The sequence below is a fragment of the Stenotrophomonas rhizophila genome, assembly GCF_003751305.1.
GTDB classification, from domain to species: Bacteria; Pseudomonadota; Gammaproteobacteria; order Xanthomonadales; family Xanthomonadaceae; genus Stenotrophomonas; species Stenotrophomonas rhizophila_B.
Genome location: NZ_RJKV01000001.1, coordinates 1,015,422 through 1,040,497, shown reverse-complemented (window position 1 = coordinate 1,040,497; position 25,076 = coordinate 1,015,422). Strand labels below are relative to the sequence as shown.

The following is a 25,076-nucleotide window of genomic DNA, read 5'->3' as shown; positions in this document are numbered from 1 at the left end:
TTTCAGGTATCCCCATGGCCCTCACCGCCACCATCCGCAAGGCCGAACTGCAGATCAGCGACATGGATCGCGGCTATTACGCCAGCCATACGCTGACGCTGGCCCAGCACCCGTCCGAGACCGACGACCGCCTGATGGTGCGCCTGCTCACCTTCGCCCTGAACGCCGATGACCGGCTGGAGTTCGGCCGCGGCCTGAGCGTGGACGACGAGCCGGACCTGTGGCGCCGCGATTACACCGGCGATGTCGAGCTGTGGATCGAACTGGGCCAGCCCGACGAGTCGCGCCTGCGCAAGGCCGCCGGCCGCGCGCGCGCGGTGCAGCTGGTCACCTACGGCGGCCGCGCCGCCGATATCTGGTGGGACCGCAACGCCTCCGCGCTGAAGAAGCTGTCCACGCTGGAGGTCATGGACCTGCCGGGCGAGTTCGTCACCGAATGGGGCGCGCAGATTGAACGCACGATGCAGTGGGACGTGCAGATCCAGGACGGCGAAGTGCAGTTGACGTCCGACAAGGCGCAGCTCAGCGTCATCCCCACCTGGCGCAAGCAGAAGCCGCAGGCGTGAGTGTGATCCGCTGTGATGTGCTGGTCATCGGGGCCGGCGCTGCCGGACTGATGTGTGCGATGACCGCAGGCAAACGCGGGCGCCTGGTGCAGGTGATCGACCATGCCAACAAGGTTGGCAAGAAGATCCTGATGTCCGGCGGCGGGCGCTGCAACTTCACCAATACCGGCACCACGGCGGCCAACTTCCTGTCGGCCAATCCGCACTTCTGCAAATCCGCGCTCGCCCGCTATACGCCGTGGCATTTCATCGAGATGGTGGAGCGGCACGGCATCGCGTATCACGAAAAAGAGCTGGGCCAGCTGTTCTGCGACATCTCCTCCAAGCAGATCGTGAAGATGCTGGTGGACGAATGCCGGGCCGCCGGGGTGCAGATCCGCACCGACTGCGGGGTGCAGAAGGTGGAGCGCGGCGCGGACGGCTTCCACGTGCACACCGCGCAGGGGCACTTCCATGCCGCCTCGCTGGTGGTGGCCACCGGTGGCCTGTCGATTCCGAGCATGGGCGCCACCGGCTTCGGCTATGAGCTGGCCCGCCAGTTCGGCCATGAAGTCCTGCCGACCCGCGCCGGGCTGGTGCCGCTGACGCTGAGTGGCAAGCACCAGGAGCGCTTCAATGACCTCAGCGGGGTGGCGCTGCCGATCACGGCGCGCTGCAACGAGGTCGAGTTCCGTAATTCCATGCTGATCACCCACCGCGGCATCAGCGGCCCGGCGATCCTGCAGATCTCCTCCTTCTGGCAGCCCGGCGATGAACTGCGGCTGGACCTGCTGCCCGGCCAGGACGCGCTGGCCTGGCTGCGCCGGATGAAGGCCGAGCGCGGTGCCGCCGAGCTGCGCACGGTGCTGTCGGAGGTGCTGCCGCGCCGGTTGGCGCTGCGCCTGTGCGAGCACTGGCTGCCGGACCGGCTGGTGCGCCAGATCGACGAGCCCCAGCTGCGCCAGGCCGCGGAAGTACTGCAGAATTTCCCGCTGGTGGCCAGCGGCACCGAGGGCTACCGTACCGCCGAGGTGACGCTGGGCGGGGTCGACACCCGCAAGGTGTCCTCCAGTACCTTTGAATCGCAGCTGGTTCCCGGCCTTCACTTCATTGGGGAAGTGCTGGACGTGACCGGCTGGCTGGGGGGCTACAACTTCCAGTGGGCGTGGGCCTGTGGCCATGCCGCGGGCAGCGTGGCCTGAGCCGGAACGAACGTTCCGTGATCGGCTACCGTTTGCCGCATGGACGTAGTCACACGCATCGTGTATCAAGTTTGCAGTCCGGGGAGTAGTGAATGCAGAACGCGAATGACATGACGGTCCGCCTGCTGATCGTGGACGACAGCGGCGAGAACGCCGAGACCATCGTCAGCACGCTGCGCAACAGCGGCATCGCGGTGCGCCCGATGCGCCCGCAGCACAGCGAGGAACTGGCCCAGGCACTGGGCACCCAGCCGATCGACCTGGTGCTGGTCGCCGCCGCGCAGAGCATCCCGCTGCTGCAGGTGACCCAACAGATCGCGGCCAGTGGCAAGGACATCCCGATGATCCTGCTGGCCGAATCGATCGATGAGAACGAGTGGGTCGAGGCCGGCGCCAACGGCATCCGCGCCATCGCCCTGCGCCACCGCCCCGAGCACCTGCTGGCGGTGGTCCGCAACGAATGGACCGATCTGCACGCGCGCCGCGGGCTGCGCCGGATCGAGGCGCAGATGCGCGAGACCGAGCGCCGCTGCGATGCGCTGATCTCGTCCTCGCGCGACCCGATCGCCTACATCCACGAAGGCATGCACATCCGGGCCAACGAGGCCTACCTGGAGATGTTCGGCTACGAGACCTTCGACGATGTGGAAGGCATTTCGCTGCTGGACATGGTCGCCCCGCAGCACGTGGACGGCTTCAAACAGCTGCTCAAATCCATGAGCAAAGGCGATGCCCCACCACCGCAGTACCAGGTGGACGCGCGCAACCAGGACGGCGCTGTGTTCGCCGCGACCATGGAGTTCACCCAGGCCAGCTACGAGGGCGAATCCTGCCTGCAGGTGGTGTTCCGCCGGCGCATGGAGTTCGATCCCGAACTGGCGCGCGAGGTCGAGGACCTCCGCCAGCGCGATCAGGTCACCGGCCTGCTCAACCGCCCGACCTTCATGCTGCATGTCGAGAATGCCGTGGCCCAGGCCGGCCGCAGCGAGGGCCAGTTCGGCCTGCTGCTGATCGAACCGGACCATTACGCGCGCCTGCTGCCGGAGATCGGGCTGGACTCGGCCGATGCGCTGATCGGCGCCCTCGCCCGCGTGCTGGCCCAATCGGTTGGCGACACCGCGCAGGTGGCCCGCTTCGGCGAACACAGCTTTGCCGTGCTGACCGAGGCCCCCTACGCGCAGACCGTCGCCCTGGCCGACCAGATCCGGGAGGCCTTCGCCTCGCAGGTGTTCAGCATCGGCGAGCGCTCGGCCACGGTCACCGTCAGCGTGGGCGGTGTGCAGGTCGGCGAGAAGATCGCGAGCATCGGCCAGGTGCTGGCGCGCGCGACCGAGTGCACCCAGGCGGCACTGGAACTGGGCAACACCACCCGCGTGTTCGATCCGGCCGCGGTGGACCGCGTGGAAGAAGAGCGCATCCAGCACTGGGTGACCCGCATCCGGCAGGCGCTGGACGGCGATGGCTTCCAGCTGCATTACCAGCCGGTGCTCAGCCTGCAGGGCGAAGCACTGGAGTTGTACGAGGCCTACCTGCGCCTGGACCACAACGGCGAGCTGCTCAGCCCGAACGCGTTCCTGGGCATCGCCGAGGACCATGGCCTGCTGGCCGACATCAACCGCTGGGTGGTCACGCACGCCATCGGCATGCTCGCCGCGCGCAAGCGCGAGGGCCATGTCACCCACATGATGGTCAAGATCACCCCGGAGTCGTTCAACGACCCGCAGATGATCGCCACGCTCCGGCGGGAACTCGAGGCGCAGGGCGTGCCGGGCGAACAGCTGTGGCTGCACGCGCCGGAGGCCAAGGTGTTCACCCACCTGCGCAATGCCCAGCAGTTCCTGGCCGCGGTCGCCCCGTTGGGCTGCCGGATCGGTCTGGAGCAGTTCGGATCAGGGCTGGATTCGTTCCAGCTGCTGGCGCACTTCCAGCCGCAGTTCCTCAAGCTGGACCGCGACTTCACGTCCGACTTCGCCCGCACCCGCGAGCACAGCGAGAAGATCAGCGAGATCACCGCGCGTGCGCAGGCCGCCAACATCCGGACCATCGCCGAGTTCGTCGCCGATGCCAACTCGATGAGCCTGCTCTTCAGTGCCGGCGTGGATTACGTGCAGGGTGAGTTCGTCGGCCCGGCGGGGCCGGTGATGAACTTCGATTTCAGCTGAGGGGAAGCGTCACGACCCACGGTCGTGACCTACCGCCTCCCCCGCATCAGGGGGCGCGCCGCCCAAGCACCAACGGACGCGCCACACCAGTAAATGCCGACCGTTGGTCGGCATCCCTCCTTTCGATCAGGCCATCTCGACCAGGTTCGGAATCTTCACGTCGGTGGCGACATCGGCGTCGTAATCCACGCCCTCCACGCCAAACCCGAACAGACGCAGGAAATCGGCCTTGTAGCCGGCCAGATCGCTGATCTCGTACAGGTTCTCGTTGGTCACCTGTGGCCACAGCGCGACCACCTCGCCCTGCACCTCCGGTGCCATTTCCTTGTAGTCCGCGCGCAGGCGGCCGGCGTCATCGATCAGCTCGACCTTGCGGCCGCCATCGGTGACCAGATCGTGGCGCAGGCGCTCGGTTGCGGTGCCCGCATCCTTGCCGCCGTAGAGGATGTCGTACAGCGTATCGAGCTGCTCGATGCAGCCTTCGTGCGTGCCCTTGGCTTTCATCACCTTGAACAACAGCGACAGGTACAGCGGCATGGTCGGGATCGCCGAGCTGGCCTGGGTGACCACCGCCTTGAGCACCGACACGCGCGCATCGCCACCGATCGGGGCCAGCTTCTGGCGCAGACCGACGACCTTCTCGTCCAGATCCTTCTTCGCCGCGCCGATGGAGCCGTTCCAGTAGATCGCCTGGGTGATTTCCTCACCCACGTAAGTGAAGGCCGTGGTGGTCGCGCCCTCGGCCAGCACACCGGCCTCGAGCAGCGCATCGATCCACATCTGCCAGTCTTCGCCACCCATCACGGCGACGGTGCCGGCGATCTCTTCCGGGCTGGCCGGCTCGATCGTGGTCTCGGTGATCACTTCCTTGTCGGTATCCAGGCCGCGCAGCGTGATCGGCGCACCGATCGGCTTGAGCGTGGAGCTGATCACTTCACCGGTCTTGGGATGCTTGCGGCGCGGTGCGGCCAGGCTGTACACCACCTGGTCGACCTGGCCGAGGTCCTGCTTGATCAGCTCGATCACCTTGGCCTTGACCTCATCGGAGAACGCATCGCCATTGACGCTCTTGGCGTACAGGCCGGCCTGCTCGGCGTACTTGTGGAACGCGGCAGTGTTGTACCAGCCGGCGGTGCCGGGCTTGGTCTCGGTGCCCGGGCGCTCGAAGAACACACCCAGCGTGGCGGCATCGCTGCCGAAGGCAGCGGTGATGCGCGCGGCCAGCCCGTAGCCGGTGGAGGCGCCGAGCACCAGCACCTTCTTCGGGCCGTGGGTGATCTTCGGCTTGGACTGGATGTAATCGATCTGCTGCTTGACGGCCGCATCGCAGCCGACGGGATGGGTGGTGACGCAGATGAAGCCGCGCACACGCGGTTTGATGACCATGTAAACCTCGAGGGGGACTGGCGCAGGGCGGACCGGCGCGTTGAAAAGGGAGGTCGCGCGCCACCGGAGCGGCTGCGCGGAACGCAAGGGATCGTAGTGCGCAGCGCTGCTTAGTACAACCGACGGGGGTGTATGTTCCTTGTGGCCTGGGACCGGTGAGGGCAGGACCGGACGCGCCGTGAATCCGTCCGTGGAGGCTCGACACCCGCATCCATGCGGGTGTCGGTCCCGCCCTGCCCTCACCGGCCCCTGCCCGACACAGGGTCGCTGCGGACGGGAGAGCAGCCACGCATGGCGTGGCTCTACCTGCCACACCTGACGCTGTGACGAGTGCATTGGATGCTGACTCTTGGAGATTGGCCGACTGTCGCCGAACCAGGATCGCGCGTGCAGAGAGTCACCAATGCCAAGACCGATTCTTGCACCCCGTAGATCCACGCCAGCGCGGGTTGCGTTGTTTTGCTGTGCCTTGCTGTGCCTTGCTGTGCCTTGCTGTGCCTTGCGTTGCCTTGCTTCGCTCTGCCCTACCGACCGCCATCCAGCAGCCCGTCTGGAGGGTGACGGATAGCGCTGTGCAGGACCGTTGGAGCGCCATGGATGGCGCTCACGAGCCCCCAGGGATGGGTTTACGGCGGGTCCAGCACAGCGCTATCCGTCGCCCTCCAACAGTGAGCACCCAAGGCGCCGCCCTGGCTCTGGCTCTGGCCCTGGCCCTGGCCCTGGCTCTGGCTCTGGCCCCAAACAAAAAGAAAGGCCGCGCAATGCGCGGCCTCTCAGATGTTTCATACCACCAGAAACCTTACGGACGGCGCTCCAACGCCTCCACGTCCTTCGCCTTCGGCAGCAGATCCTGCTTGGTCACCGCCAGCGCACCCATCGTCAGCAGCGGGCAGGCAATGAAGATCGACGACAGCGTACCGATCACCGCACCGATCATCTGGCTCAGCGCCAGCCCTTCCAGCGAACCACCGCCGTACAGATACAGTGCCAGCACCGACAGGAAGAACACCAGCGAGGTGATGATCGTGCGCGACAGCGTCTGGTTGATCGACCGGTTCATCACTTCCAGCGGCTCCACACGCAGGCTGCGGAAGTTCTCACGGACACGGTCGAACACCACGATGGTGTCGTTGATCGAGAAGCCCATCACCGACAGCAGGCCGGCCAGCACGGTCAGATCGAACTCACGGCCACTCAGCGAGAAGTAACCCGCCACCACCAGCACGTCGAACAGCGTGGTGATGATCGCCACCATCGCGAACTTCCACTCGAAGCGGAAACCGATGTAGATCAGGAAGCCGATCAGCACGAACAGCGCCGCGTACAGGCCGTTCAGCGCCAGCTCTTTACCCACCTGCGGGCCGACGAACTCGGCACCCACGATGGCGGCCTGGTTGCCCTCCATCGAGATCGCCTTCTGCACGGCTTCGGCGGTGCGGTTGTTGGCCTCACCGGCGTTCTCGCCTTCGGCCATCTCCTGCGGCTGCAGACGGATCAGCAGGTTGCTGCCGCTGCCGAAGCTCTGCACCTGGGCACCGGCATAACCGGCGCCTTCCAGGTGCTCGCGCACGGCATCGACGTCAGCGGGCTTGTCGAAGCGGACTTCGACCACGGTGCCGCCGGTGAAGTCCAGCGCGTAGTTGAAGCCCTTGAAGGCAATGCAGCCGATGGCGGCAATGAACACCAGCGCCGCCAGACCGATGGCCACCCAGCGGGTGCGCATGAAGTCGAACTTGGTGTCGTTCGGGATCAGATGCAACGGGAAAAGTTTCATGGTTTCTATTCGCTTCCCGTCAGATGGCCAGGGTCTTGAGCTTCTTGCGGCGGCTGTAAAGCAGCACGGCAAGGGCACGCGAGACGGTGATTGCAGTGAACATGGAGGCCAGGATGCCGACGATCATCGTCACGGCGAAGCCCTTCAACGGACCGGTACCGAACGCATACAACGCCACACCCGCCAGAATGCCGGTGAGGTTGGCGTCCAGGATGGTCCCGGAAGCCTTCTCGTAACCGGCCACGATGGCCGTCTTGGGCGGCATGCCGGCCCGCAGCTCTTCACGGATACGTTCGTTGATCAGCACGTTGGCGTCGACCGACAGGCCGATCGACAACGCCAGACCGGCAAAGCCGGGCAGCGTCATCGTCGCACTGAACAGCGACATCACCGCCACCACGATCAGCAGGTTGAACAGCATGGCCACCGAGGTGATCACGCCGAACATCCGGTAGTACACGGTGAAGAAGATCAGGGTGAACAGGAACGCGAAGCCGACCGCGGTCACGCCGCGCTCGACGTTCTCCGCACCCAGGCTGGGGCCGACGATGCGTTCTTCAACGAAGTCCATCGGTGCAGCCAGCGAACCGGATTTCAGCAGCTTGGCCAGATTTTCCGCCTCGGTCTTCTCAAGGCCGGTGGTCTGGAAGTTCTTGCCGAACACGCCGTTGATATTGGCGACCGAGATCACTTCTTCCTTGACGCGGAAGCTGCGCACTTCCTTGCCATCGACCACGTTCACGGTCGGGATGCGCTCGGTGTAGACCACCGCCATCGGCTTGTTGACGTTGGCGCTGGTGAAATCAAACATGCGCTGGCCGCCGACATTGTTCAGCGTCACGCTCACCGCCGCGGCGCCGTTCTGGTCGGTGGTGGCCTGTGCGGCGACCATCTGGTCACCGGTCACGATCACGCGCTTGTTGAGCAGGATCGGGCCACCTGCATCGCGGCGCTGGTAGACCTTGGCCTCCGGCGGAATGCGGCCACTGGTGATCGCGTCCTGGGCATTGCCCTCGACCACGGCGCGGTATTCCAGCGTCGCGGTGGCACCGATCATGCGCTTGGCTTCGGCGGTGTCCTGCACACCCGGCAGCTGCACGACCACACGGTCGGCACCCTGACGCTGGATGATCGGCTCGGAAACACCGAGCTGGTTGACACGGTTGCGCAGCGTGTTGACGTTCTGCTCGATGGCGCCGTTGGCGATCGCGGTCAGTTCGGTCTCCGGCATGCTCACAGTGATGCGGTTGCCCGCCACCTCGTAGCCCAGCGTCGGCTGCGCCTTGACCATCACTTCGCGGGCACGCGCGGCAGCATCGGCACCGGCGGACGGGCTGATGCTCGCCACGATGGTGTTGTCGCCACGGCGTTCGACCGACTGGTAGGCAATGCGGGCATCGCGCAGGCTGGTCCGCACGTCTTCGGCGTAGGCATCCAGACGCTTGTCCAGTGCGGCTTTCTGGTCGACCTGCAGCACGAAGTGCACGCCGCCCTGCAGATCCAGGCCCAGCACCATCGGCTTGGCGCCGAGGTCGCTCAGCCACTCCGGCACGGTGGAGGCCAGGTTCAGGGCAACCACGTAGTCCTCGCCCATCTCGTCGCGCAGGGCGTCGTTGGCGGCGGTCTGCGCCTGCAGCGTCGGCAGGCGCACGATCAGGCTGTCGCCTTCCTTGGCCACCGACAACGGCTCCACGCCGGCCTGCTTGAGGTCACCCAGCACGCGGTCGCGCAGGGCGTCGTCGATCTGCCCGCCACGGTTGGCGGTGATCTGCACGGCAGGGTCCTTCTGGTAGATGTTGGGCAGTGCGTACAGCGCACTGACCGCCAGCACGATCAGGATGAGGAAATACTTCCAGCGTGGAAATTCGAGCATTGCTTGGGTCCCGCGCGGTGCCCGTCCCGGCACCGCGGTTGAACGGAAAGGGAGTGGATCAGTTGGCCGACTTCAGCGTGCCGGTCGGCAGCACATTGCCCACGGCGCCCTTCTGCACGCGGATGCGCACGTTCTCGGCCACTTCGATGGTGATGAAGTTGTCGCCGATGTCGGTGACCACGCCGGCGATGCCGCCGTTGGTCAGCACTTCGTCACCGCGCTTGACCTTCTCCAGCATGGCCTTGTGTTCCTTCTGGCGCTTCATCTGCGGGCGGATCATCAGGAAGTACATGATCGCGATCAGGATGATCGGGAACAGCAGGGTGGTCAGACCCATGCCCTGCGGCTGGCCACCGGCGGCCTGGGCGTTGGCGGTGGGAATGAGGAAGGCGAGCAGGTTCATAGTGTGTCCTTGGGTTGGGAGGCGCCCAGCCCCTTGAAGGGTCAGGGAGTCGCCGCGAAACGGGGGTCAGCCTCGAAGTATGCCATGGCCCCGGGAGTTCGTCCTTGGGCCGTTTGGCAGGGTCGGCGCGCCGGATCGGCCGGCGGGGGTCACTTTACAGCGCAGGCGTGACCGCTCCACGAGCCGCGTAGAAAGACTCGCGGAAGGCGGTAAAGGTTCCCGCCGCGATCGCGGCACGCATGTCGGCCATCAACTTCTCGTAGTAATAGAGGTTGTGGATGGTGCCCAGCATCGGTGCCAGCATCTCGTTGCAGCGGTCCAGATGGCGCAGGTAGGAGCGCGTGTAGCCGCTGGTGCAGGCATGGCAGCCGCAGCCCGGCTCGATGGTGTCCATGTCGCGCTCGTAGCGGGCGTTGCGGATGCGCACCGTGCCGAACGAGGTGAAATAGTGGCCGTTGCGGGCATTCCGGGTCGGCATCACGCAATCGAACATGTCCACGCCGCGGGCGACGCCTTCGACCAAGTCTTCCGGTCGCCCGACGCCCATCAGATAGCGCGGGCGATCGGCCGGCAGGATCGGGTGCATGTGGTCGAGCATGGCGTTGCGTTCGTGCTCGGGCTCGCCCACGGCCAGGCCGCCGATGGCGTAGCCGTCGAAGCCGATCTGCTGCAGGCCCTCGGCCGAGCGGCTGCGCAGGTCGTGATGGACGCCGCCCTGGACGATGCCGAACAGCGCCGCGTCGTTGCCCAGTTCATCGTGCGCGTTGCGGCTGCGCTGCGCCCAGCGCAGGCTCAGTTCCATCGAGGTGCGCGCGACCGGCTCGGTGGCCGGGTACGGGGTGCACTCGTCGAAGATCATCACCACGTCCGAATCGAGCACCTTCTGGATGCGCATGCTCTCTTCCGGGCCCAGGAACACGCGGGCGCCGTCGGTCGGCGAGGAGAAGGTCACCCCCTGCTCGGTGATCTTGCGGCGGTGGGCCAGCGAGAACACCTGGAAGCCGCCGGAGTCGGTCAGGATCGGGCCGTTCCAGCGGGCGAAGCCATGCAGGCCGCCGTGGTCGGCGATCACGTCCAGGCCCGGGCGCAGGTAAAGATGGAAGGTGTTGCCCAGGATGATTTCCGCACCCAGCGCGCGGATCTGCTCCGGCAGGATGCCCTTCACCGAGCCATAGGTGCCCACCGGCATGAAAGCCGGGGTTTCCACGGTCCCGCGCGGGAAGGTCAGGCGGCCGCGGCGGGCGCGACCGTCGGTGGTCTGGAGCTGGAACTGGAGTCGGGACATGGAGCGGTCATTCGGGCAGATAGTCTGCCATTGTCGCCGAAAACGGCCGCGCCTGCCCCGCTGCCGTCATTCCCCCTGCGGGAACAGCAGCATCGCATCGCCATAGCTGAAGAAGCGGTACTTCTCCGCGATCGCGGCCTGGTAGGCCTCGAACACCCGGGCCTGGCCGGCAAACGCGGAGATCATCATCAGCAGCGTGCTTTCCGGCAGATGGAAGTTGGTGACCATCGCGTCCACGCTGCGGATCCGGTAGCCCGGGGTGATGAAGATCTGGGTTTCCCCGGCATACGGCAGCAGTTCGCCCTCGCGCATGGCGCTTTCCAGTGCACGCACCACGGTGGTCCCGACGCCGATCACCCGTCCGCCGGCAGCCCGGGTGCGGCGCACCTGCTGGACCAGCTCGGCGCCGACGTTCAGCCATTCGCGGTGCATCACGTGTTCTTTCAGATCGTCCACGCGGACCGGCTGGAAGGTGCCCGCGCCCACATGCAGTGTCACGTGGCCGAAGTCCACGCCCCTGTCCTTCAACGTGGCCAGCAGGGCCTCATCGAAGTGCAGGCCGGCGGTCGGGGCGGCCACCGCGCCGATCTCGCGCGCAAACACGGTCTGGTAGCGCTCGCGGTCGTCCACGCCCGGCTCGCGCTGGATGTAGGGCGGCAGCGGCAGCCGGCCGGCATGCAGCAGCCATTGCTCCAGGGCCTCGGGCACGTGGAACTGCAACACATAGAACTCGCCGTCGCGGCCCAGCACCTCGGCCTCGCCACCCGCGTCGAGCGCGATGCAGCTGCCCGGCTTGGGCGATTTGCTCGCGCCGACCTGCGCGCGGGCCTGCTGACCACCGAGCAGGCGCTCGATCAGGATCTCGACACGGCCGCCGCTGGCCTTCTGGCCGAACAGACGGGCCGGAATCACCCGGGTGTCGTTGAACACCAGCAGGTCGCCTGCGCGCAGCAGATCAGGCAGGTCGCGCACCTGACGGTGCTCGAAGGCGGCCGGCGCCGGCGGCACCACCATCAGGCGGCTGGCCGAGCGTTCGGCAAGGGGCGCCTGGGCAATCAGTTCAGGCGGGAGTTCGTAGTTGAAATCGGACTTCTTCAAGGCAGCGCACGGCAACGTGTAGGCAATGTCGGCCATTGTACGACTGGCCCTCGGTGGCAACGCAGGATTCGGCAAACGTCGCGCAAAATGCTGCTATGCAACAGCGTTTTGCGGGGTTATCGCGCGAAAAACCGCGTGCTAGCATCGAACCGGAAGTCTGATGCACGAGCAGGAATGCCCGAAGCGCGCGCGAATAGACGCGCGTTTTGCTTTTCCGCCGTGCCGCCAATCGTTTCAGGAGATCTGCAATGAGCTTCATCGAACGCCTCGCCCCCCTTCGCGCCCAGCCCGGCACCCGCCTGACCACCGGCCTGGATGACGCCACCCTTGAACGCCTGGCTGCGGGTCATCCCGCCCTGGTCGCCGCCATTGATGCTGCCGCTGCGGAGTTCGACCGCGTGCGCGCCGATCTGGGCGATCTGCTGGCCCTGGACGAACGCGCCCAGATCGAGGCGATGCAGGACGGTTTCGTCAATTTCTATGCCGATGATGCGGTCACCCCGTACGTCGCCCTCGCCGCCCGTGGCGCGTGGGTGGTCACCTTGAAGGGTGCGGTGCTGTACGACGCCGGCGGCTACGGCATGCTCGGCTTCGGGCATACCCCCGAGGCGGTGATGGCGGCGATGGCCGCGCCACAGGTCATGGCCAATGTGATGACCCCCAGCCTCTCCCAGCAGCGCTTCATCCAGGCGTTGCGCAGGGAAATCGGCCACCGTCGTGGCGGCTGTCCGTACAGCCACTTCATGTGCCTGAATTCTGGTTCGGAAGCCGTGGGCCTGGCCGCCCGCATCGCCGACGTCAACGCCAAGCTGCAGACCGATCCGGGCGCGCGCCATGCCGGGGCGAAGATCAAGCGCGTGGTGGTGAAGGGCAGTTTCCACGGCCGCACCGATCGCCCGGGCCTGTATTCCGATTCCAGCCGCAAGACCTACATGCAGCACCTTGCCAGCTACCGCGGCGAGGACACGGTCATCGCGATCGCCCCGTATGACGAAGACGCGCTCAAGCGGGTGTTCGCCGAGGCCGAGCAGAACCACTGGTTCATCGAAGCGGTGTTCCTGGAGCCGGTGATGGGCGAAGGCGACCCGGGCCGCTCGGTGCCGCCCGCGTTCTATGCGCTGGCCCGCGAACTGACCCGCCAGCACGGCAGCCTGCTGCTGCTGGACTCGATCCAGGCGGGCCTGCGCGCGCACGGCGTGCTCTCGATCGTGGATTACCCGGGCTTTGAAGGCCTGGACGTGCCGGACATGGAGACCTATTCCAAGGCGCTCAACGCGGCCCAGTTCCCGCTCTCGGTGCTGGCCGTGACCGAGCACGCCGCGCAGCTGTATCGCAAGGGCATCTACGGCAACACCATGACCTCCAACCCGCGGGCGCTGGACGTGGCCTGCGCCACGCTCTCGCTGTTGACCCCGCAGGTACGCGAGAACATCCGCGTGCGCGGCGAGGAAGCCGTGCGCAAGCTGGAACAGCTGAAGACCGAGCTGGGCGGCCTGATCACCAAGGTCCAGGGCACCGGCCTGCTGTTCTCCTGCGAGCTGGCCCCGCAGTTCAAGTGCTACGGCACCGGCTCCACCGAAGAGTGGCTGCGCAACCACGGCATCAATGTGATCCATGGCGGTGAGAATTCGCTGCGCTTCACCCCGCACTTCGGGATGGACGGCGAAGAGCTGGACCTGCTGGTCGGCCTGGTCGGCCGCGCCCTGAAGGAAGGCCCGCGCCGGGAGCAGTCGCAGGCGGCCTGAGTCCGGATTCCGTGCGGGTGTTAGCCCGCACGGAGGTAGCCGACCACGGGTCGGTTGCCGTCACCGCTGGCCGATTGGCCCCCGCGCCCGAAACGCGCGATAATCCGCTACCGCACCTGCGGAACGACACCCCGTCACGAGACCAGCGCACCGGTCATCGGCGGGGCTTTTTCGTTTCCGGTCGCTACAGATTCGGACAACAGGAAGATCCAATGAAGTCGATTTGCGTTTACTGTGGTTCCAACCCCGGCAGCAAGCCGGTCTACACCGAGCGCGCCATCGCGCTGGGTGACCGCATCGCCCGCGACGGCCTGCGCCTGGTCTACGGCGGCGGCAACGTCGGCCTGATGGGCACCGTGGCCAATGCCGTGCTTGAAGGTGGCGGTGAAGTGACCGGCGTGATCCCGCAGCAGCTGGCGGACTGGGAAGTCGCCCACCGCGGCCTGACCGAGCTGGAAATCGTTGGTTCGATGCACGAGCGCAAGTCGCGCATGTTTGATCTCTCCGATGCATTCGTCGCCCTGCCCGGCGGCTTCGGCACCATGGAAGAGATCTTCGAGATGCTGACCTGGCGCCAGCTGGGCATCGGCAACAAGCCGTGCGCGTTCCTGGATGTGGACGGCTTCTACGCCCCGCTGATCGGCATGATCGACCGCATGGTCGAAGAGCGTTTCCTGCACCCGGCCCAGCGCGCGGACCTGTGGTACGGCTCGGACATCGACGAGATGCTGGCCTGGATGCGCGCCTACGAGCCGGCGCAGGCCTCCAAGTGGATCGACGAAAAGCGCGCCAACGCGCTGCGCTGATCCACCCGCTGCCGTAGCGGTTCAGACCGCTGCGGCAGTGTCCATCGGCGCTGGCCGGCCGAGCAGGTAGCCCTGGCCGTAATCGCAGCCTAGCTGCAGCAGCGTGTCGTGCTGGGCCTGGGTCTCGATGCCCTCGCCTATCGTTTCGATGCCCAGGGTGCGCGCCAGCGACAGCACGCCCTGTACCAGCGCGTGCGTGCTCTGCATGTCCTGGCCGTGCAGACCGGCGATGAAGGACTGGTCGATCTTCAACGTCGAAATCGGGAACCGGTGCAGGTAGGACAACGCCGAGAAGCCCGTGCCGAAATCATCCAGCTGCACCAGCACGCCGCGCTCGCGCAGCGTCTGCAGGATACGCAGCGTGCGTGGACCATCGTCCAGCAACGCCACCTCGGTGATCTCCAGCCGCAACCGGTGCGGGTCGGCACCGGCCGCCTCGATCAGACCGAACAGCCGCGTGCTGAAATCGGCCGAGCGGAAGTGCCGTGGCGACACATTGACCGAGAGGTAGCCGCGGCCGCCACGGGCCAACTGGGTGATGACCTGCTCGTACAGCAGCCAGTCCACTTGCTCGATCAGGCCACTCTCTTCGCCCAGATCGAGAAACGCACTCGGCAGCAGCAGCCCGCGGCGTTCGTGCTGCCAGCGCAGCAGCGCCTCGTGGCCGACCAGCTCACCGTCGCTGAGCCGCATGATCGGCTGGTAGTACGGCACGAAATCCCGGTTGATGATGGCCCGGCGCAGGTCCGCCTCCAGATCCAGGCTGCGCATTGCCTGCTCGCGCATGGCCTCATCGAACACGGCGCAGCGGTCATTGCCCTGCGCCTTGGCGCGGTACATGGCCGCATCCGCATCGCGTACCAGCTCTTCGCCGTTGCGGTAGCGCGGGTTCCACATCGCGATACCCAGGCTGCCGGACGGGAACAGTTCGCGCCCCTTCACCCACATCGATTCTTCCAGTGCGACCAGCATGCGTTGCGAGAACTCCAGCGCCGACGCCAGGCCATCGCCACACTGGAGCAGGATCGCGAACTCATCACCGCCCAGCCGCGCGACCACGTCCTGCGCGGACATCATCGACACGATGCGCTTGGCCACCTCGACCAGCATCTGATCGCCAGCGGCATGCCCGATGCTGTCGTTGACCAGCTTGAAGCGATCCAGATCCAGGAACAGCACCGCGAAACCGTGACCCTCGCTGCCACGCGCGCGCGCGATCGCATCTTCCAGCCGATCCAGCAGGTGCAGCCGGTTGGGCAGCCCGGTCAGCGCATCGTGCATGGCCTGGTGGGTCAGGCGCTGCTCCGCCCGCAGGCGCTCGCCGATCTGGCCCAGCAGCTTGTCGTTGACGTCGGCCAGCTCGCGGGTACGTTCGTCCACGCGTTTTTCCAGGTCGGCATGCGCGTTGCGCAGCTGCTCCTGGTCACGCTGGCGCGCCAGGCCGTTGCCGATGTTCTGCGCGACGAAGGTCAGCAGGCGCTGGTCGTGTGCAGTGAACACCACTTCCGGGGAGTAGCTCTGCACCACGATCACGCCCACCACATCGTCATCGCTCAGCAGCGGCACGCCGAGCCAGCACTGCGAACGCGCGCCAAACTCGCGGACAACACCACTGTCGCGCAGCGCATCGATGCGCTCACGATTGGCAAGCAGCGGCTGGCGGTTGCGCACGATGAATTCGGTCAGCCCCTCGCTGAACGGACGTGGCGCGCGCGAGGGGTTGTATTCGTCCACGGAGTAGACGAACTCCAGCCCATCGCCGTTCTCGTTGACCAGCGCGATATAGAAATTGCGGGCGTCCAGCAGCGTGCCGACCACGCCATGCACCTGACCGTAGTACTGCGACAGCGACTCGGCGCTCATCGCCAGCTCGGCGATGTTGAACAGGGCCATCTGCAGCTTTTCGGCACGGCGACGTTCGACCACTTCGTCCTGCAGGTTGCGATTGGCGCGCTGCAGCTCCAGCGTGCGCCTTTCTACCTGACGCTCCAGCTGGACCTGCGCCTGGCGCCGGTCCATCGCAGTGAGGATGTGCTGGGCGACATAGCCCAGCAACGTGCGATCGGCCTCGCCATAGCGCGCGCGGTGCTCATAGCTCTGCACCACGATCGCACCGCAGACACGGCCGTCGCGGAGCATCGGCACGCCCAGCCAGTCCAGGCTTTCCGGCCCGCGCTGCCCCTGCTCACCCTCCATTTCCGCCAGCAGCTCACTGGATGGACCGCTCAACGGCTCGCCATGCCGCAGCAGCGCGAAGGTCAGGCTGCGCGGCATTTCGTGTTCTTCGTAACTGCGGTCCGGATCGGCGACGAAGTCGTCCTTCTGGTCGGCGAAGTAGAGGAACCGCACCCGATGCCGGATATCGTCGTACTCGACGATGAAACAGTTCTGCGCGTACATCAGGGAATTGAGCACGCGATGGAAATGTCGAAGCATCTCGGCCATTTCCAGATCCGCACCGGCCAGATCGGCGATTTCATACAAGGCCTGCTGCAGGCGTTTGGATTCCTCCAGCGAGGCGATCTCGCGGCGCTGTCGGGCCAGTGACAACTCGCCCTGGAACAGACTGCGCGCGGCCGTCCACCAGCTGTCGGCAGGCGCGTTGCCGCAGGGCAGTGCCACGCTCAGCGTCAACTCGGCGCCGATATGCGTCCAGGATTGCTGCGAGGCCATCCCGGCAGCGGCCTCATGCCGGCGTGCCGGGGGCGGGTCCGCGCCGTGGGAATCCCCGTCCGGATGGCATTGGGTGCCCTCGCCCAGGACCGGATCCGACCAGGCCAGCGCGACCACGGCGCCACCCGGCAGCAGGGCGCACAACGCCCTGGCGACGGCGGCAGGGATCACCGCATCACCATCGCGTTGCACTGCAGAGGTCACCATCTGACTGGACACGTTGCTCATCCCTACGGGTGCCGGCTGCCCGGCACCTCCCCTGCCTGCGAGCATAACGCGCCGACCGGGGGGAAATGGAAGCGCATCAACCCCATCGGCTGCCAATGGACGTTGTTCCTGTTGTCTCCCAGGCCATCCCCATGCCCCCCAGCAACCTCGCCCGGCTGCCCATCGACTATGCGAACACCCCCGCAGCGCTTACTCTGTGCGGCGTGGACGCCCTTGCCCTGCCGACCGATGAAGCACTGATGCTGGCCTGGGCCGGTGGCGACCTGCGTGCGTTCGAGGCGCTGTACGGCCGGCACCGCAGCCGCCTGTACAGCTTCCTGCTGCGCCAGCTGCGCGATGGTGCGCTGGCCGATGAGATGTTCCAGGATGTCTGGCAACGCGTGATTGCCGCCCGTGCCGGCTGGCAGCCCGAAGCTGCTTTCACCACCTGGCTGTTCCGGATCGCCCACAACCGTCTCAATGACCATTGGCGCGCCGCACGGCACCGGCCGTCGGCCCCGATCGACGCCGATGAGCGTGTGGCGGCGATCGCCGATGCGCGGACGCCGGAAACCCAACTGTCCGACTTCGAGCAACGCCGCCAGCTGCAGTTGGCGATGGAACAGCTGCCGCCGGAGCAGCGCGAGGTCCTGCAGCTGCGCCTGGAACAGGAACTGAGCCTGGAGGAGATCGCCGAGATCACCGGCGTCGGCCGTGAGACGGTCAAATCGCGACTGCGCTATGCCATGGACAAACTACGTGCGGGGTTGAGCGGATGAACCGCCCGGATTCGCTGACCCCGGAAGAACGCGAACTGGCTCGGCTGCTGGGTCGGCCGAGCGCGACCGGTCCCGCACCGGCGATCGACGCGGCCGTGCTCGCGGCCGCGCGAACGGCCGTGGAAGCACCGGCCGCCGACGCGGCGACCTGGAAGCTGCCGCCGGCTGCGCCGGTGCGGGCAACGCGCAAGCGTTCGCGTCTGCCGGCGGTGTTTGGCCTCGCCGCCTCGGTGATCTTCGCGGTCGGCATCGCCTGGCAGCTCAAGCCTGAAGAGCCGCCCGCGCCGCCGCTGGCCGAACCGGTTGCCGCACCCGTACCGGGCGCCGCCCCATCGAGCACGGCAAGGATGGAGGCTGCGCCGGCACTGGACGCCGCACCGCCACCGGCCCCGGTCGCTGCACCGCCCGTGGTCCAGCAAGAGCGCATTGCGAACGACACAGCGGCCGCCACTGCGCCAACCTCGACGCCTGCGCCCGAGCGTGCGCAAGCGGTCGCCCCGCCCCGCCCGGAAGTGATCGCCGCACCCGCGCCGCATGCTTCCGCACCAGCACCAGCACCGCCGCCAGCACCGGCGCCGATGATGTCCGCCCCGGCACCGGAGGCGGCATCGGCCGCTGCCCTGCAGACGAACGAACCGGCGCTGGACAGCGTGGTGGTGACCGGCTCCACGATCGACCGCGCAGCACCGCGTGGGGCGCTCAAAAGCGCCGCGCCGGTCAAGCCTGCGCCCAGCGCCCCCGGCGTGATGCGGCGCGCCGCCGCGCCGATGGGGGCCCCCACCTCGGCAGACGACGCCGTGCGCGCGTTGCATCAGGCGGTCGCTGCCGACGCCAGCCTGCCGCGCAAGCAATGGCTCAAGCGCATCCGCGAGCGACGCGATGCCGGCGATGTGGATACCGCACGCGCCAGCCTGGAGCGTTACCTGCAGCAATACCCGGAAGTGCGCATCCCGCGCGATCTCCGCCAGCTGCTCGAGAACTGATGCGGCGCGTACGGTGATCAGGCATCCCCACTAGAATGATGGGAATGCCCGATACGCTCGCCACCCCCGTCAGCCACAGCCTGGAGATCAAGCACAGCCGCTTCATCGCCCATGCCGCGCCGATCCAGCATGCAGCCGCGGCGTTGGACTTCCTGCAGCAGGTCGCCGTCGCCGATGCCACCCACAACTGCTGGGCCTACCGCTACGGCAACGAGTACCGCTCCAGCGACGACGGCGAGCCGTCCGGCACCGCCGGGCGCCCGATCCTGGCCGCCATTGATGGCCAGGGCTTCGATCGCGTGATGGTCGTGGTGACACGCTGGTACGGCGGCATCAAGCTCGGTGCCGGCGGCCTGGTCCGTGCTTATGGCGGCACCGCCGCCGAGTGCCTGCGGGTAGCCCCGCGGCTGCCCCTGATCGCCATGGCCGAGCTGGACGTGCAGGCCGGCTTCGAGGATCTGGGCCCGCTGCATGCCGCCCTGGGCGCCCATCTGGCCGAGAAAGTGGACGAAGCATTCACCGCCGACGGCGTGAACCTGCACCTGCGCTTGCCGGCCGATCAGGTCGAACCGTTGAAAAACCGCCTCCGCGACGCCACTCGTGATCGTGTCCGTATTGAATCCCGCATCGAACCAGGCCCATCGAATGACTGACGCACCCGTTCCGAACGACACGCCGATGCGCCGATTGGGCAGCTTGAACACCTTGTGGCCATTCGTGCGCCGGCACGTCGGGCTGTTCAGCGCCTGGCTGGTGGCCTTGGCGGTGTCCTCGGTGGCCACCCTGAGCCTGCCGGTCGCGGTGCGCCAGATGATCGACCACGGCTTCACCAGTGGCGGCCAGATCAACAAGGCGTTCGCGCTGCTGTTCCTGGTCGCAGTGGTGCTGGCCTTGGCCACCGCCGCGCGCTTCTTCTTTGTCTCGCTGCTGGGCGAAAAGGTGGTCGCCGATCTGCGCAGCCGCCTGTATGCCCACCTGATCACGCTGGGTGCCGGCTTCCACGACCGCAGCCGCAGCGGCGAGCTGGTCTCGCGCCTGACCGCCGACAGCGAACTGCTGCGTAGCGTGATCGGCTCGACCATGTCGGTGGCCTTGCGCAGCAGCGTCACCGTGGTCGGCAGCCTGGTGATGCTGTTCGTGACCAGCCCGCACCTGGCGGCGTGGTCGCTGGTCGGCATTCCGCTGGCGGTGCTGCCGATCATCATCGGCGCCCGCCGCCTGCGCAACATCGCGCGCGCCAGCCAGGACCGCATCGCCGATGCCAACAGCCTGGCCTCGGAAACCCTGGGCGCGGTACGCACCGTGCAGGCCCACGCCCGCGAACCGTATGAGCGCGGCCGCTTCAATGCCGCGCTGGGCGATGCGATCGGTGCCGCACGCCGCCGCATCCGCGCCCAGTCGATCGTCACCGCCAGCGCCATCGTGCTGGTGTTCGGCGCCATCGTCGGCGTGCTGTGGCTGGGCGCGCACGAGGTGATCGACGGCAACATGAGCGCCGGTACGCTGGGCCAGTTCGTCCTGTACGCGCTGATCGGTGGCGGTTCGGTCGGTGCGCTGGCCGAGGTCTGGAACGAACTGCAGCGTGCCTCGGGCGGCATGGGCCGCATTGCCGAGCTGCTGCAGGAAGACGTGGAGATCACCGCCCCGGCCCATCCCACCCCGTTGCCGCAGCCACTGCGCGGCGAAATCCGTTTCGAGGACGTGGTGTTCCACTACCCGCAGCGCCCGGATACCGCCGCGCTGGATCATGTGGACCTGCTCGTGCGCCCGGGTGAAACGGTCGCGCTGGTCGGCCCCTCCGGCGCCGGCAAGAGCACCATCCTGTCGATGCTGCTGCGTTTCCACGATCCGGCGGCCGGCCGCATCCTGGTCGATGGCGTGGACCTGCGCGAAGTCGATCCGGCGCAGCTGCGCGAACAGCTGGCGCTGGTGCCGCAGCAGCCGACCCTGTTCGCCAGCAGTGCGTTCGAGAACATCCGCTACGGCCGCCTGGAGGCGACCGATGAGGAGGTGCAGCGCGCGGCCGAAGCCGCCGAGGCCGATGAATTCCTGCAGGCCCTGCCCGAGGGCTATGCCAGCGAGCTGGGCGAGCGCGGCGCGCGCCTGTCAGGCGGCCAGCAGCAGCGCATCGCGATCGCGCGCGCCCTGCTCAAGAACGCGCCGATCCTGCTGCTCGATGAAGCCACCAGTGCACTGGATGCACAAAGCGAGCGCGCGGTGCAGCAGGCGCTGGAGCGATTGATGGCCGGCCGCACCACGCTGGTGATCGCGCACCGCCTGGCGACCGTGCTCAAGGCTGACCGCATCGTGGTCATGGACCACGGCCGCATCGTCGCCCAAGGCACGCATGCCGAGCTGCTGGCCGAGGGCGGTCTCTACGCCGAGCTGGCGCGTCTGCAATTCATCGATTGATGACGGGCCGGTAACACCGGCCATCGCATCCTGCAGCCCTCACTGGATGCGCTGCAGGAGGTGTTTCATGTCGTTCCGACAGTTCCCCGCCACCGACGCCAACGGCGACGATTACGTGATCATCGAGTTCAAAGATGAGCAGGCCGATGCTGCTGCAGGCACCGGCCAGAGCGCGCGTTACGAGCTGGCCGATGGCCGCCATCTGATCCGCGACGGCCGCGAGTTCCGCACGGCGGGCGGCGAGCTGACCCTCGTCACCTGACGCGTTGAAAAAAAGTTACGCGGATGTTGGTCAATTTTTGACCAAGCATCTTGACAGCCTTTTACCGCAAGGCGCGTACGCACTTATCCACATGTTTGTGCGCAGATCATCCACACCCCCTGTGGATGAATGCTGCAGCGCACCGTGTCAGCGGACCAGCACGCGGCCGATACCGGAGGCATCGATCTCGATGGCCGCCGCCTGCAGCGCGAGGGCATCGCTGCCCGCCACGAAGCCCACCCGGAAGTGCACCTCACCGGCCGGCGTCCGCGAAGAATGGATCGAGGCCAGGCTGACCCGGTGCCGTTCGAACACATGCAGCAACTCGCGCAACGAGCCGGGCCGGTCTTCGGGCAGGTGCACACTGATCGCGTTGCGTTCGGTGAGATCGGCCAGCAGGTAGCCGACCCGCTCGAAGGTGTAATTTCCGTCGGCCAGCACCTCCGCTCCCAGGCTGTCGCGATTGTCCAGCAGCAACTGCTGACGGAACGCCGCGCGCGCCGCGTCATCGCCCTGCTCCAGCTGCGATCGCAGCTGCTGCAACTGAGCCAGCAGCCGGTCCAGCATCGGTGCCACGTGCGGGTTGCCGAACTGGATGTCTTCGTAGATCGCCGGATTGAGCGAGAGGATGCGCGCGATGATCGCGGTATCCAGCTCGAACGAGGCCGAGCGATACGGCATCAACGCCGGCAGGGCACCGAGGATCGGCGCGTACTCGCGCAGCACACCCGCCTGGGCCAGATGCGTGGCATGCACCATCGCCTGCACCAGCGCCATGACCTGGTCATGGTGCTCGGGCGTGGCGCGTACGCACTCCGCTTCCAGTGCCTCGCACAGCTGCTGCACGAACGGCTGCCACCGCGACAGGCGCGCCTCGCAGACCACCATCACCCTGCCCTTCAGCGTGGGTGCCTTGGGCGGAGCCGTCATCGGATGCAGACCCACTACGTCCGCCTGCGAGGCGAGCATCGCCTCCACCGGGGCCGATTTCACCGAGGTGACATCCAGCCACAGGCGACCGGCTTCACGACCGGCCGAGCGGGCCACGTACTCGGCGATCAGCGCGGGCGTGTGCCGGATCGGTGCCGAGAAGATCAACACCTCGGCGCGATCAAGCAGCGTTTCCGGATTGTCCGACGATGCGTCGGCCGGGTCATGGCCGATCACGTCCAGCCCAAGGCGTTGTTCCAGGAACCGGCGCAGCCAGCGCCCGTAGGCACCGTCGCTGCCGACGATGCCGACCACCGGTTTCAGACTCACGCCAGGCGCTCGGCGACGAAACGATCCGGCAACGCCAACGCTGCCGGCGCCGCGGCCAGTACATCGAACTCTTCGTGGCCGTTGGCCAGCGTGGTCTCCAGCGCGACGTGCACGCCGGCGATGGCACGCGAGATCGCCTGTTCGAAGGTTTCCCCGCGCAGCAGGAAGGCGACCAGCAACGACATCAGCACATCGCCGGTGCCGGCCACGTCCACCGGCAGATGCGGCGAGGACCAGCGCCAGATCGCGTCGCGGCTCACCGCGAGCGTGACCAGCTGGCCTGGATCGCCGCCGACGCTGTGCGCCAGCACCCACTCCGGCCCACGCGCCAGCAGCGCCTGCGAGGCGGCGATCGCATCGTCCTGGGCCAGGCTCGGCATCCCGGTCAGGCGGCCGAGTTCAAAGGCATTCGGCGTGACCAGCCAGGCATGCGGCAGCAGACGTTCGGCGAAGACGTTTTCCAGGCCCGGCTCGACATAAGGGCCGGTGTGGGTGTCGCCAATGACCGGGTCCAGGCAGTAGCGCAGCTGCGGCGAGGACGGCAGCACCGCATCGAGCCAGTCGGCGAAGGCCGCACCGTTGCCGACGCTGCCGAAGTAGCCGGACACCAGCATCCGTGCCCGCTGTGGCAGGCCGCGCTCACCGGCGCCGAGCAGCAGGTCAGCAAACCAGTCCGAAGGCAGCACGCGGCCGCGCGTGGTCTCGTAGAACGGCGCGTTGCTGAGCAGCGTGGTCGGGATTTCGGCCACGCGCACGCCCAGCGCGCGCAGCGGCGGCACGGCCGCGCTGTTGCCGGCATAGCCGTACACCAGCTGCGACTGGACCGAGATGACGTCGACCGGCGACGGACCGTCCGGGCGCTGGCGGCGGCCGTGGACCAGGTGGCTTTCGAGGGATTCGTTCATGCCGACATTTTACGCCCGGTGCCGCCCGGTAGAGCCACCCCATGGGTGGCTGTCGATCCACCGAGGACCCCGCGCAGCCACCCATGGGGTGGCTCTACACCGCCGTCCGCGTACAAAAAAGGCCCCCTGTCGCCAGGGGGCCTTCGGTAGTTCACAGGAACCCGTGACGCTTACGACGTCATCCGATCCCAAAAGCCCTTCACGCCATCGATGAAGGTCGCCGACTTCGGCGAATGCTTGCGCGCTTCCTCACCGGTGAAGGTGGTTTCGAACTGTTCCAGCAGCTTGCGCTGCTCCGGGGTGAGGTTGACCGGGGTCTCCACCACCACGCGGCAGTACAGGTCGCCTTCGCTGCGGCTGCGCACCGAACGCACGCCCTTGCCCCGCATGCGGAACAGCTTGCCGGTCTGGGTCTCGGCCGGGATGCGGATCTCGGCGTAGCCGCCCAGCGTTGCCACACGGACGGTATCGCCCAGGGCGGCCTGCGAGATGCGGATCGGCACTTCGCAGTGCAGGTCGTCGCCGTCGCGCTGGAAGATGGCGTGCTCGCGCACCCGCACTTCCACGTACAGATCGCCTGCCGGGGTGCCGGCCGGACCGGCCTCGCCTTCACCGGACAGACGGATGCGGTCGCCGGTGTCGACGCCCGCAGGCACCTTGACCGACAACACTTTGTCTTCCTCGACACGGCCATTGCCGTGACAGGTCTTGCAGGGGTTCTGGATGATCTGGCCACGGCCGTTGCAGTGGTGGCAAGCCTGCTGCATCGCGAAGATGCCGCGCTGGATGCGCACCTGGCCCTGGCCACGGCAGACCGAGCAGGTCTCGACCTTGCCATCTTCCGAGCCGCTGGCATTGCAGTCATCACACTCGACCAGACTCGGAATCTCGATGCGGCGCTCCACGCCCATCACCGCTTCTTCCAGGTCCAGCTCCATCACGTACCCGATATCGGCACCCCGACGGGCCTGGCGCGGACCACCACCACCGGCGCCACCGCCGAAGATGTTGCCGAAGATGTCACCGAAGATATCGCCCATGTCCGGGCCACCCGGACCACCGCCACCGCCGCCCATGCCGTGCTCGAACGCCGCGTGGCCGTGCGCATCGTACATCCGGCGCTTATTGCCATCGGACAGGGTTTCGTAGGCTTCCTTGCATTCCTTGAAGGCGGCCTCGGCCTCGTTGTCACCCGGATTGCGGTCCGGATGGAACTTCATCGCGCAACGGCGATAGGCCTTCTTCAGTTCTTCATCGCTGGCGGTGCGGGACACGCTCAGCACTTCGTAGTAATCGCGCTTGCTCATAACTTGAAT

Annotated in this window: 20 protein-coding genes; 10 read left to right on the top strand and 10 right to left on the bottom strand. The window is 66.9% G+C overall.

The window, feature by feature from the left end; genetic code table 11:
- The first annotated feature begins 14 nt into the window (after positions 1–14).
- The 3 genes from EDF74_RS04875 (at position 15) to EDF74_RS04865 (ending at position 3,909) form a co-directional block, all read left to right on the top strand.
- Positions 15–566 (top strand): YaeQ family protein, encoded by a 552-nt coding sequence (locus EDF74_RS04875; protein WP_123729025.1) that lies wholly within the window; start codon positions 15–17, stop codon positions 564–566.
- Positions 563–1,747 carry an NAD(P)/FAD-dependent oxidoreductase gene (locus EDF74_RS04870; RefSeq protein WP_123729024.1) on the top strand — a complete coding sequence of 395 codons (1,185 nt, stop codon included), beginning with the start codon at positions 563–565 and terminating at the stop codon, positions 1,745–1,747. The genes EDF74_RS04875 and EDF74_RS04870 overlap by 4 nt, the downstream gene beginning before the upstream one ends.
- A gap of 92 nt (positions 1,748–1,839) precedes the next feature.
- Positions 1,840–3,909 (top strand): GGDEF/EAL domain-containing response regulator, encoded by a 2,070-nt coding sequence (locus EDF74_RS04865; protein WP_123729023.1) that lies wholly within the window; start codon positions 1,840–1,842, stop codon positions 3,907–3,909.
- 126 nt (positions 3,910–4,035) lie between these two features.
- Here the strand turns inward: EDF74_RS04865 and fabV are convergent, their stop codons facing one another.
- The 6 genes from fabV to queA form a co-directional block, all read right to left on the bottom strand.
- Complete coding sequence (gene fabV, locus EDF74_RS04860; protein WP_123729022.1) at positions 4,036–5,295, bottom strand: enoyl-ACP reductase FabV; 1,260 nt, start codon at positions 5,293–5,295, stop codon at positions 4,036–4,038.
- A 799-nt stretch (positions 5,296–6,094) separates the two neighbouring features.
- A complete protein-coding gene (gene secF, locus EDF74_RS04855) occupies positions 6,095–7,069 on the bottom strand; it encodes a protein translocase subunit SecF (protein ID WP_121042091.1) in 975 nt (324 codons plus the stop codon).
- Between the two features lie 19 nt (positions 7,070–7,088).
- On the bottom strand, positions 7,089–8,942 hold the full coding sequence (gene secD / locus EDF74_RS04850) for a protein translocase subunit SecD (RefSeq protein WP_123729021.1): 1,854 nt from the start codon (positions 8,940–8,942) through the stop codon (positions 7,089–7,091).
- A 58-nt stretch (positions 8,943–9,000) separates the two neighbouring features.
- Entirely contained in the window at positions 9,001–9,345 is a 345-nt protein-coding gene (yajC, locus tag EDF74_RS04845) for a preprotein translocase subunit YajC (RefSeq protein WP_019183141.1), read from the bottom strand.
- A 154-nt stretch (positions 9,346–9,499) separates the two neighbouring features.
- On the bottom strand, positions 9,500–10,630 hold the full coding sequence (gene tgt / locus EDF74_RS04840) for a tRNA guanosine(34) transglycosylase Tgt (RefSeq protein ID WP_123729020.1): 1,131 nt from the start codon (positions 10,628–10,630) through the stop codon (positions 9,500–9,502).
- A 66-nt stretch (positions 10,631–10,696) separates the two neighbouring features.
- Positions 10,697–11,764, bottom strand: a complete 1,068-nt coding sequence (gene queA, locus EDF74_RS04835; protein ID WP_311316907.1) for a tRNA preQ1(34) S-adenosylmethionine ribosyltransferase-isomerase QueA — start codon at positions 11,762–11,764, stop codon at positions 10,697–10,699.
- Between the two features lie 212 nt (positions 11,765–11,976).
- Between queA and EDF74_RS04830 the strand changes: the two genes are divergently transcribed.
- Together EDF74_RS04830 and EDF74_RS04825 are read left to right on the top strand one after the other, a co-directional pair.
- Positions 11,977–13,473 carry an aminotransferase class III-fold pyridoxal phosphate-dependent enzyme gene (locus EDF74_RS04830; protein WP_123729019.1) on the top strand — a complete coding sequence of 499 codons (1,497 nt, stop codon included), beginning with the start codon at positions 11,977–11,979 and terminating at the stop codon, positions 13,471–13,473.
- A 212-nt stretch (positions 13,474–13,685) separates the two neighbouring features.
- Positions 13,686–14,279 carry a TIGR00730 family Rossman fold protein gene (locus tag EDF74_RS04825; protein ID WP_123729018.1) on the top strand — a complete coding sequence of 198 codons (594 nt, stop codon included), beginning with the start codon at positions 13,686–13,688 and terminating at the stop codon, positions 14,277–14,279.
- Between the two features lie 21 nt (positions 14,280–14,300).
- On the opposite strand, the gene EDF74_RS04820 is transcribed toward EDF74_RS04825, so the two are convergent.
- Complete coding sequence (locus EDF74_RS04820) at positions 14,301–17,180, bottom strand: bifunctional diguanylate cyclase/phosphodiesterase (RefSeq protein WP_123729017.1); 2,880 nt, start codon at positions 17,178–17,180, stop codon at positions 14,301–14,303.
- A 203-nt stretch (positions 17,181–17,383) separates the two neighbouring features.
- Between EDF74_RS04820 and EDF74_RS04815 the strand changes: the two genes are divergently transcribed.
- The 5 genes from EDF74_RS04815 (at position 17,384) to EDF74_RS04795 (ending at position 21,595) form a co-directional block, all read left to right on the top strand.
- A complete protein-coding gene (locus EDF74_RS04815) occupies positions 17,384–17,938 on the top strand; it encodes an RNA polymerase sigma factor (protein ID WP_123729712.1) in 555 nt (184 codons plus the stop codon).
- Positions 17,935–18,921 carry a hypothetical protein gene (locus EDF74_RS04810; RefSeq protein WP_123729016.1) on the top strand — a complete coding sequence of 329 codons (987 nt, stop codon included), beginning with the start codon at positions 17,935–17,937 and terminating at the stop codon, positions 18,919–18,921. The genes EDF74_RS04815 and EDF74_RS04810 overlap by 4 nt, the downstream gene beginning before the upstream one ends.
- Before the next feature lie 44 nt (positions 18,922–18,965).
- The gene (locus EDF74_RS04805) at positions 18,966–19,574 is read left to right on the top strand and encodes an IMPACT family protein (RefSeq protein ID WP_123729015.1); all 609 of its coding nucleotides are present in this window, start codon (positions 18,966–18,968) and stop codon (positions 19,572–19,574) included.
- Entirely contained in the window at positions 19,567–21,333 is a 1,767-nt protein-coding gene (locus EDF74_RS04800) for an ABC transporter transmembrane domain-containing protein (RefSeq protein WP_123729014.1), read from the top strand. The genes EDF74_RS04805 and EDF74_RS04800 overlap by 8 nt, the downstream gene beginning before the upstream one ends.
- 67 nt (positions 21,334–21,400) lie before the next feature.
- Positions 21,401–21,595 (top strand): hypothetical protein, encoded by a 195-nt coding sequence (locus EDF74_RS04795; protein WP_123729013.1) that lies wholly within the window; start codon positions 21,401–21,403, stop codon positions 21,593–21,595.
- A 147-nt stretch (positions 21,596–21,742) separates the two neighbouring features.
- Here the strand turns inward: EDF74_RS04795 and EDF74_RS04790 are convergent, their stop codons facing one another.
- From EDF74_RS04790 to dnaJ, 3 genes are all read right to left on the bottom strand, one after another.
- Complete coding sequence (locus tag EDF74_RS04790) at positions 21,743–22,855, bottom strand: prephenate dehydrogenase (RefSeq protein WP_123729012.1); 1,113 nt, start codon at positions 22,853–22,855, stop codon at positions 21,743–21,745.
- Positions 22,852–23,760, bottom strand: a complete 909-nt coding sequence (gene pdxY / locus EDF74_RS04785) for a pyridoxal kinase (protein ID WP_123729011.1) — start codon at positions 23,758–23,760, stop codon at positions 22,852–22,854. The genes EDF74_RS04790 and pdxY overlap by 4 nt, the downstream gene beginning before the upstream one ends.
- Positions 23,761–23,930: 170 nt before the next feature.
- Positions 23,931–25,067 carry a molecular chaperone DnaJ gene (gene dnaJ, locus EDF74_RS04780; protein ID WP_121042065.1) on the bottom strand — a complete coding sequence of 379 codons (1,137 nt, stop codon included), beginning with the start codon at positions 25,065–25,067 and terminating at the stop codon, positions 23,931–23,933.
- Between the last annotated feature and the right edge of the window lie 9 nt (positions 25,068–25,076).

Bases quoted from the DNA above. Each gene is read 5' to 3' on its own strand.
- dnaJ (WP_121042065.1), bottom strand. From the start codon at position 25,067: ATGAGCAAGCGCGATTACTACGAAGTGCTGAGCGTGTCCCGCACCGCC.
- EDF74_RS04795 (WP_123729013.1), top strand. From the start codon at position 21,401: ATGTCGTTCCGACAGTTCCCCGCCACCGACGCCAACGGCGACGATTAC.
- secD (WP_123729021.1), bottom strand. From the start codon at position 8,942: ATGCTCGAATTTCCACGCTGGAAGTATTTCCTCATCCTGATCGTGCTG.
- fabV (WP_123729022.1), bottom strand. From the start codon at position 5,295: ATGGTCATCAAACCGCGTGTGCGCGGCTTCATCTGCGTCACCACCCAT.
- EDF74_RS04830 (WP_123729019.1), top strand. From the start codon at position 11,977: ATGAGCTTCATCGAACGCCTCGCCCCCCTTCGCGCCCAGCCCGGCACC.
- EDF74_RS04810 (WP_123729016.1), top strand. From the start codon at position 17,935: ATGAACCGCCCGGATTCGCTGACCCCGGAAGAACGCGAACTGGCTCGG.
- EDF74_RS04865 (WP_123729023.1), top strand. From the start codon at position 1,840: ATGCAGAACGCGAATGACATGACGGTCCGCCTGCTGATCGTGGACGAC.
- EDF74_RS04820 (WP_123729017.1), bottom strand. From the start codon at position 17,180: ATGAGCAACGTGTCCAGTCAGATGGTGACCTCTGCAGTGCAACGCGAT.
- queA (WP_311316907.1), bottom strand. From the start codon at position 11,764: ATGGCCGACATTGCCTACACGTTGCCGTGCGCTGCCTTGAAGAAGTCC.
- EDF74_RS04825 (WP_123729018.1), top strand. From the start codon at position 13,686: ATGAAGTCGATTTGCGTTTACTGTGGTTCCAACCCCGGCAGCAAGCCG.
- tgt (WP_123729020.1), bottom strand. From the start codon at position 10,630: ATGTCCCGACTCCAGTTCCAGCTCCAGACCACCGACGGTCGCGCCCGC.
- secF (WP_121042091.1), bottom strand. From the start codon at position 7,069: ATGAAACTTTTCCCGTTGCATCTGATCCCGAACGACACCAAGTTCGAC.
- EDF74_RS04875 (WP_123729025.1), top strand. From the start codon at position 15: ATGGCCCTCACCGCCACCATCCGCAAGGCCGAACTGCAGATCAGCGAC.
- EDF74_RS04805 (WP_123729015.1), top strand. From the start codon at position 18,966: ATGCCCGATACGCTCGCCACCCCCGTCAGCCACAGCCTGGAGATCAAG.
- EDF74_RS04800 (WP_123729014.1), top strand. From the start codon at position 19,567: ATGACTGACGCACCCGTTCCGAACGACACGCCGATGCGCCGATTGGGC.
- pdxY (WP_123729011.1), bottom strand. From the start codon at position 23,760: ATGAACGAATCCCTCGAAAGCCACCTGGTCCACGGCCGCCGCCAGCGC.
- yajC (WP_019183141.1), bottom strand. From the start codon at position 9,345: ATGAACCTGCTCGCCTTCCTCATTCCCACCGCCAACGCCCAGGCCGCC.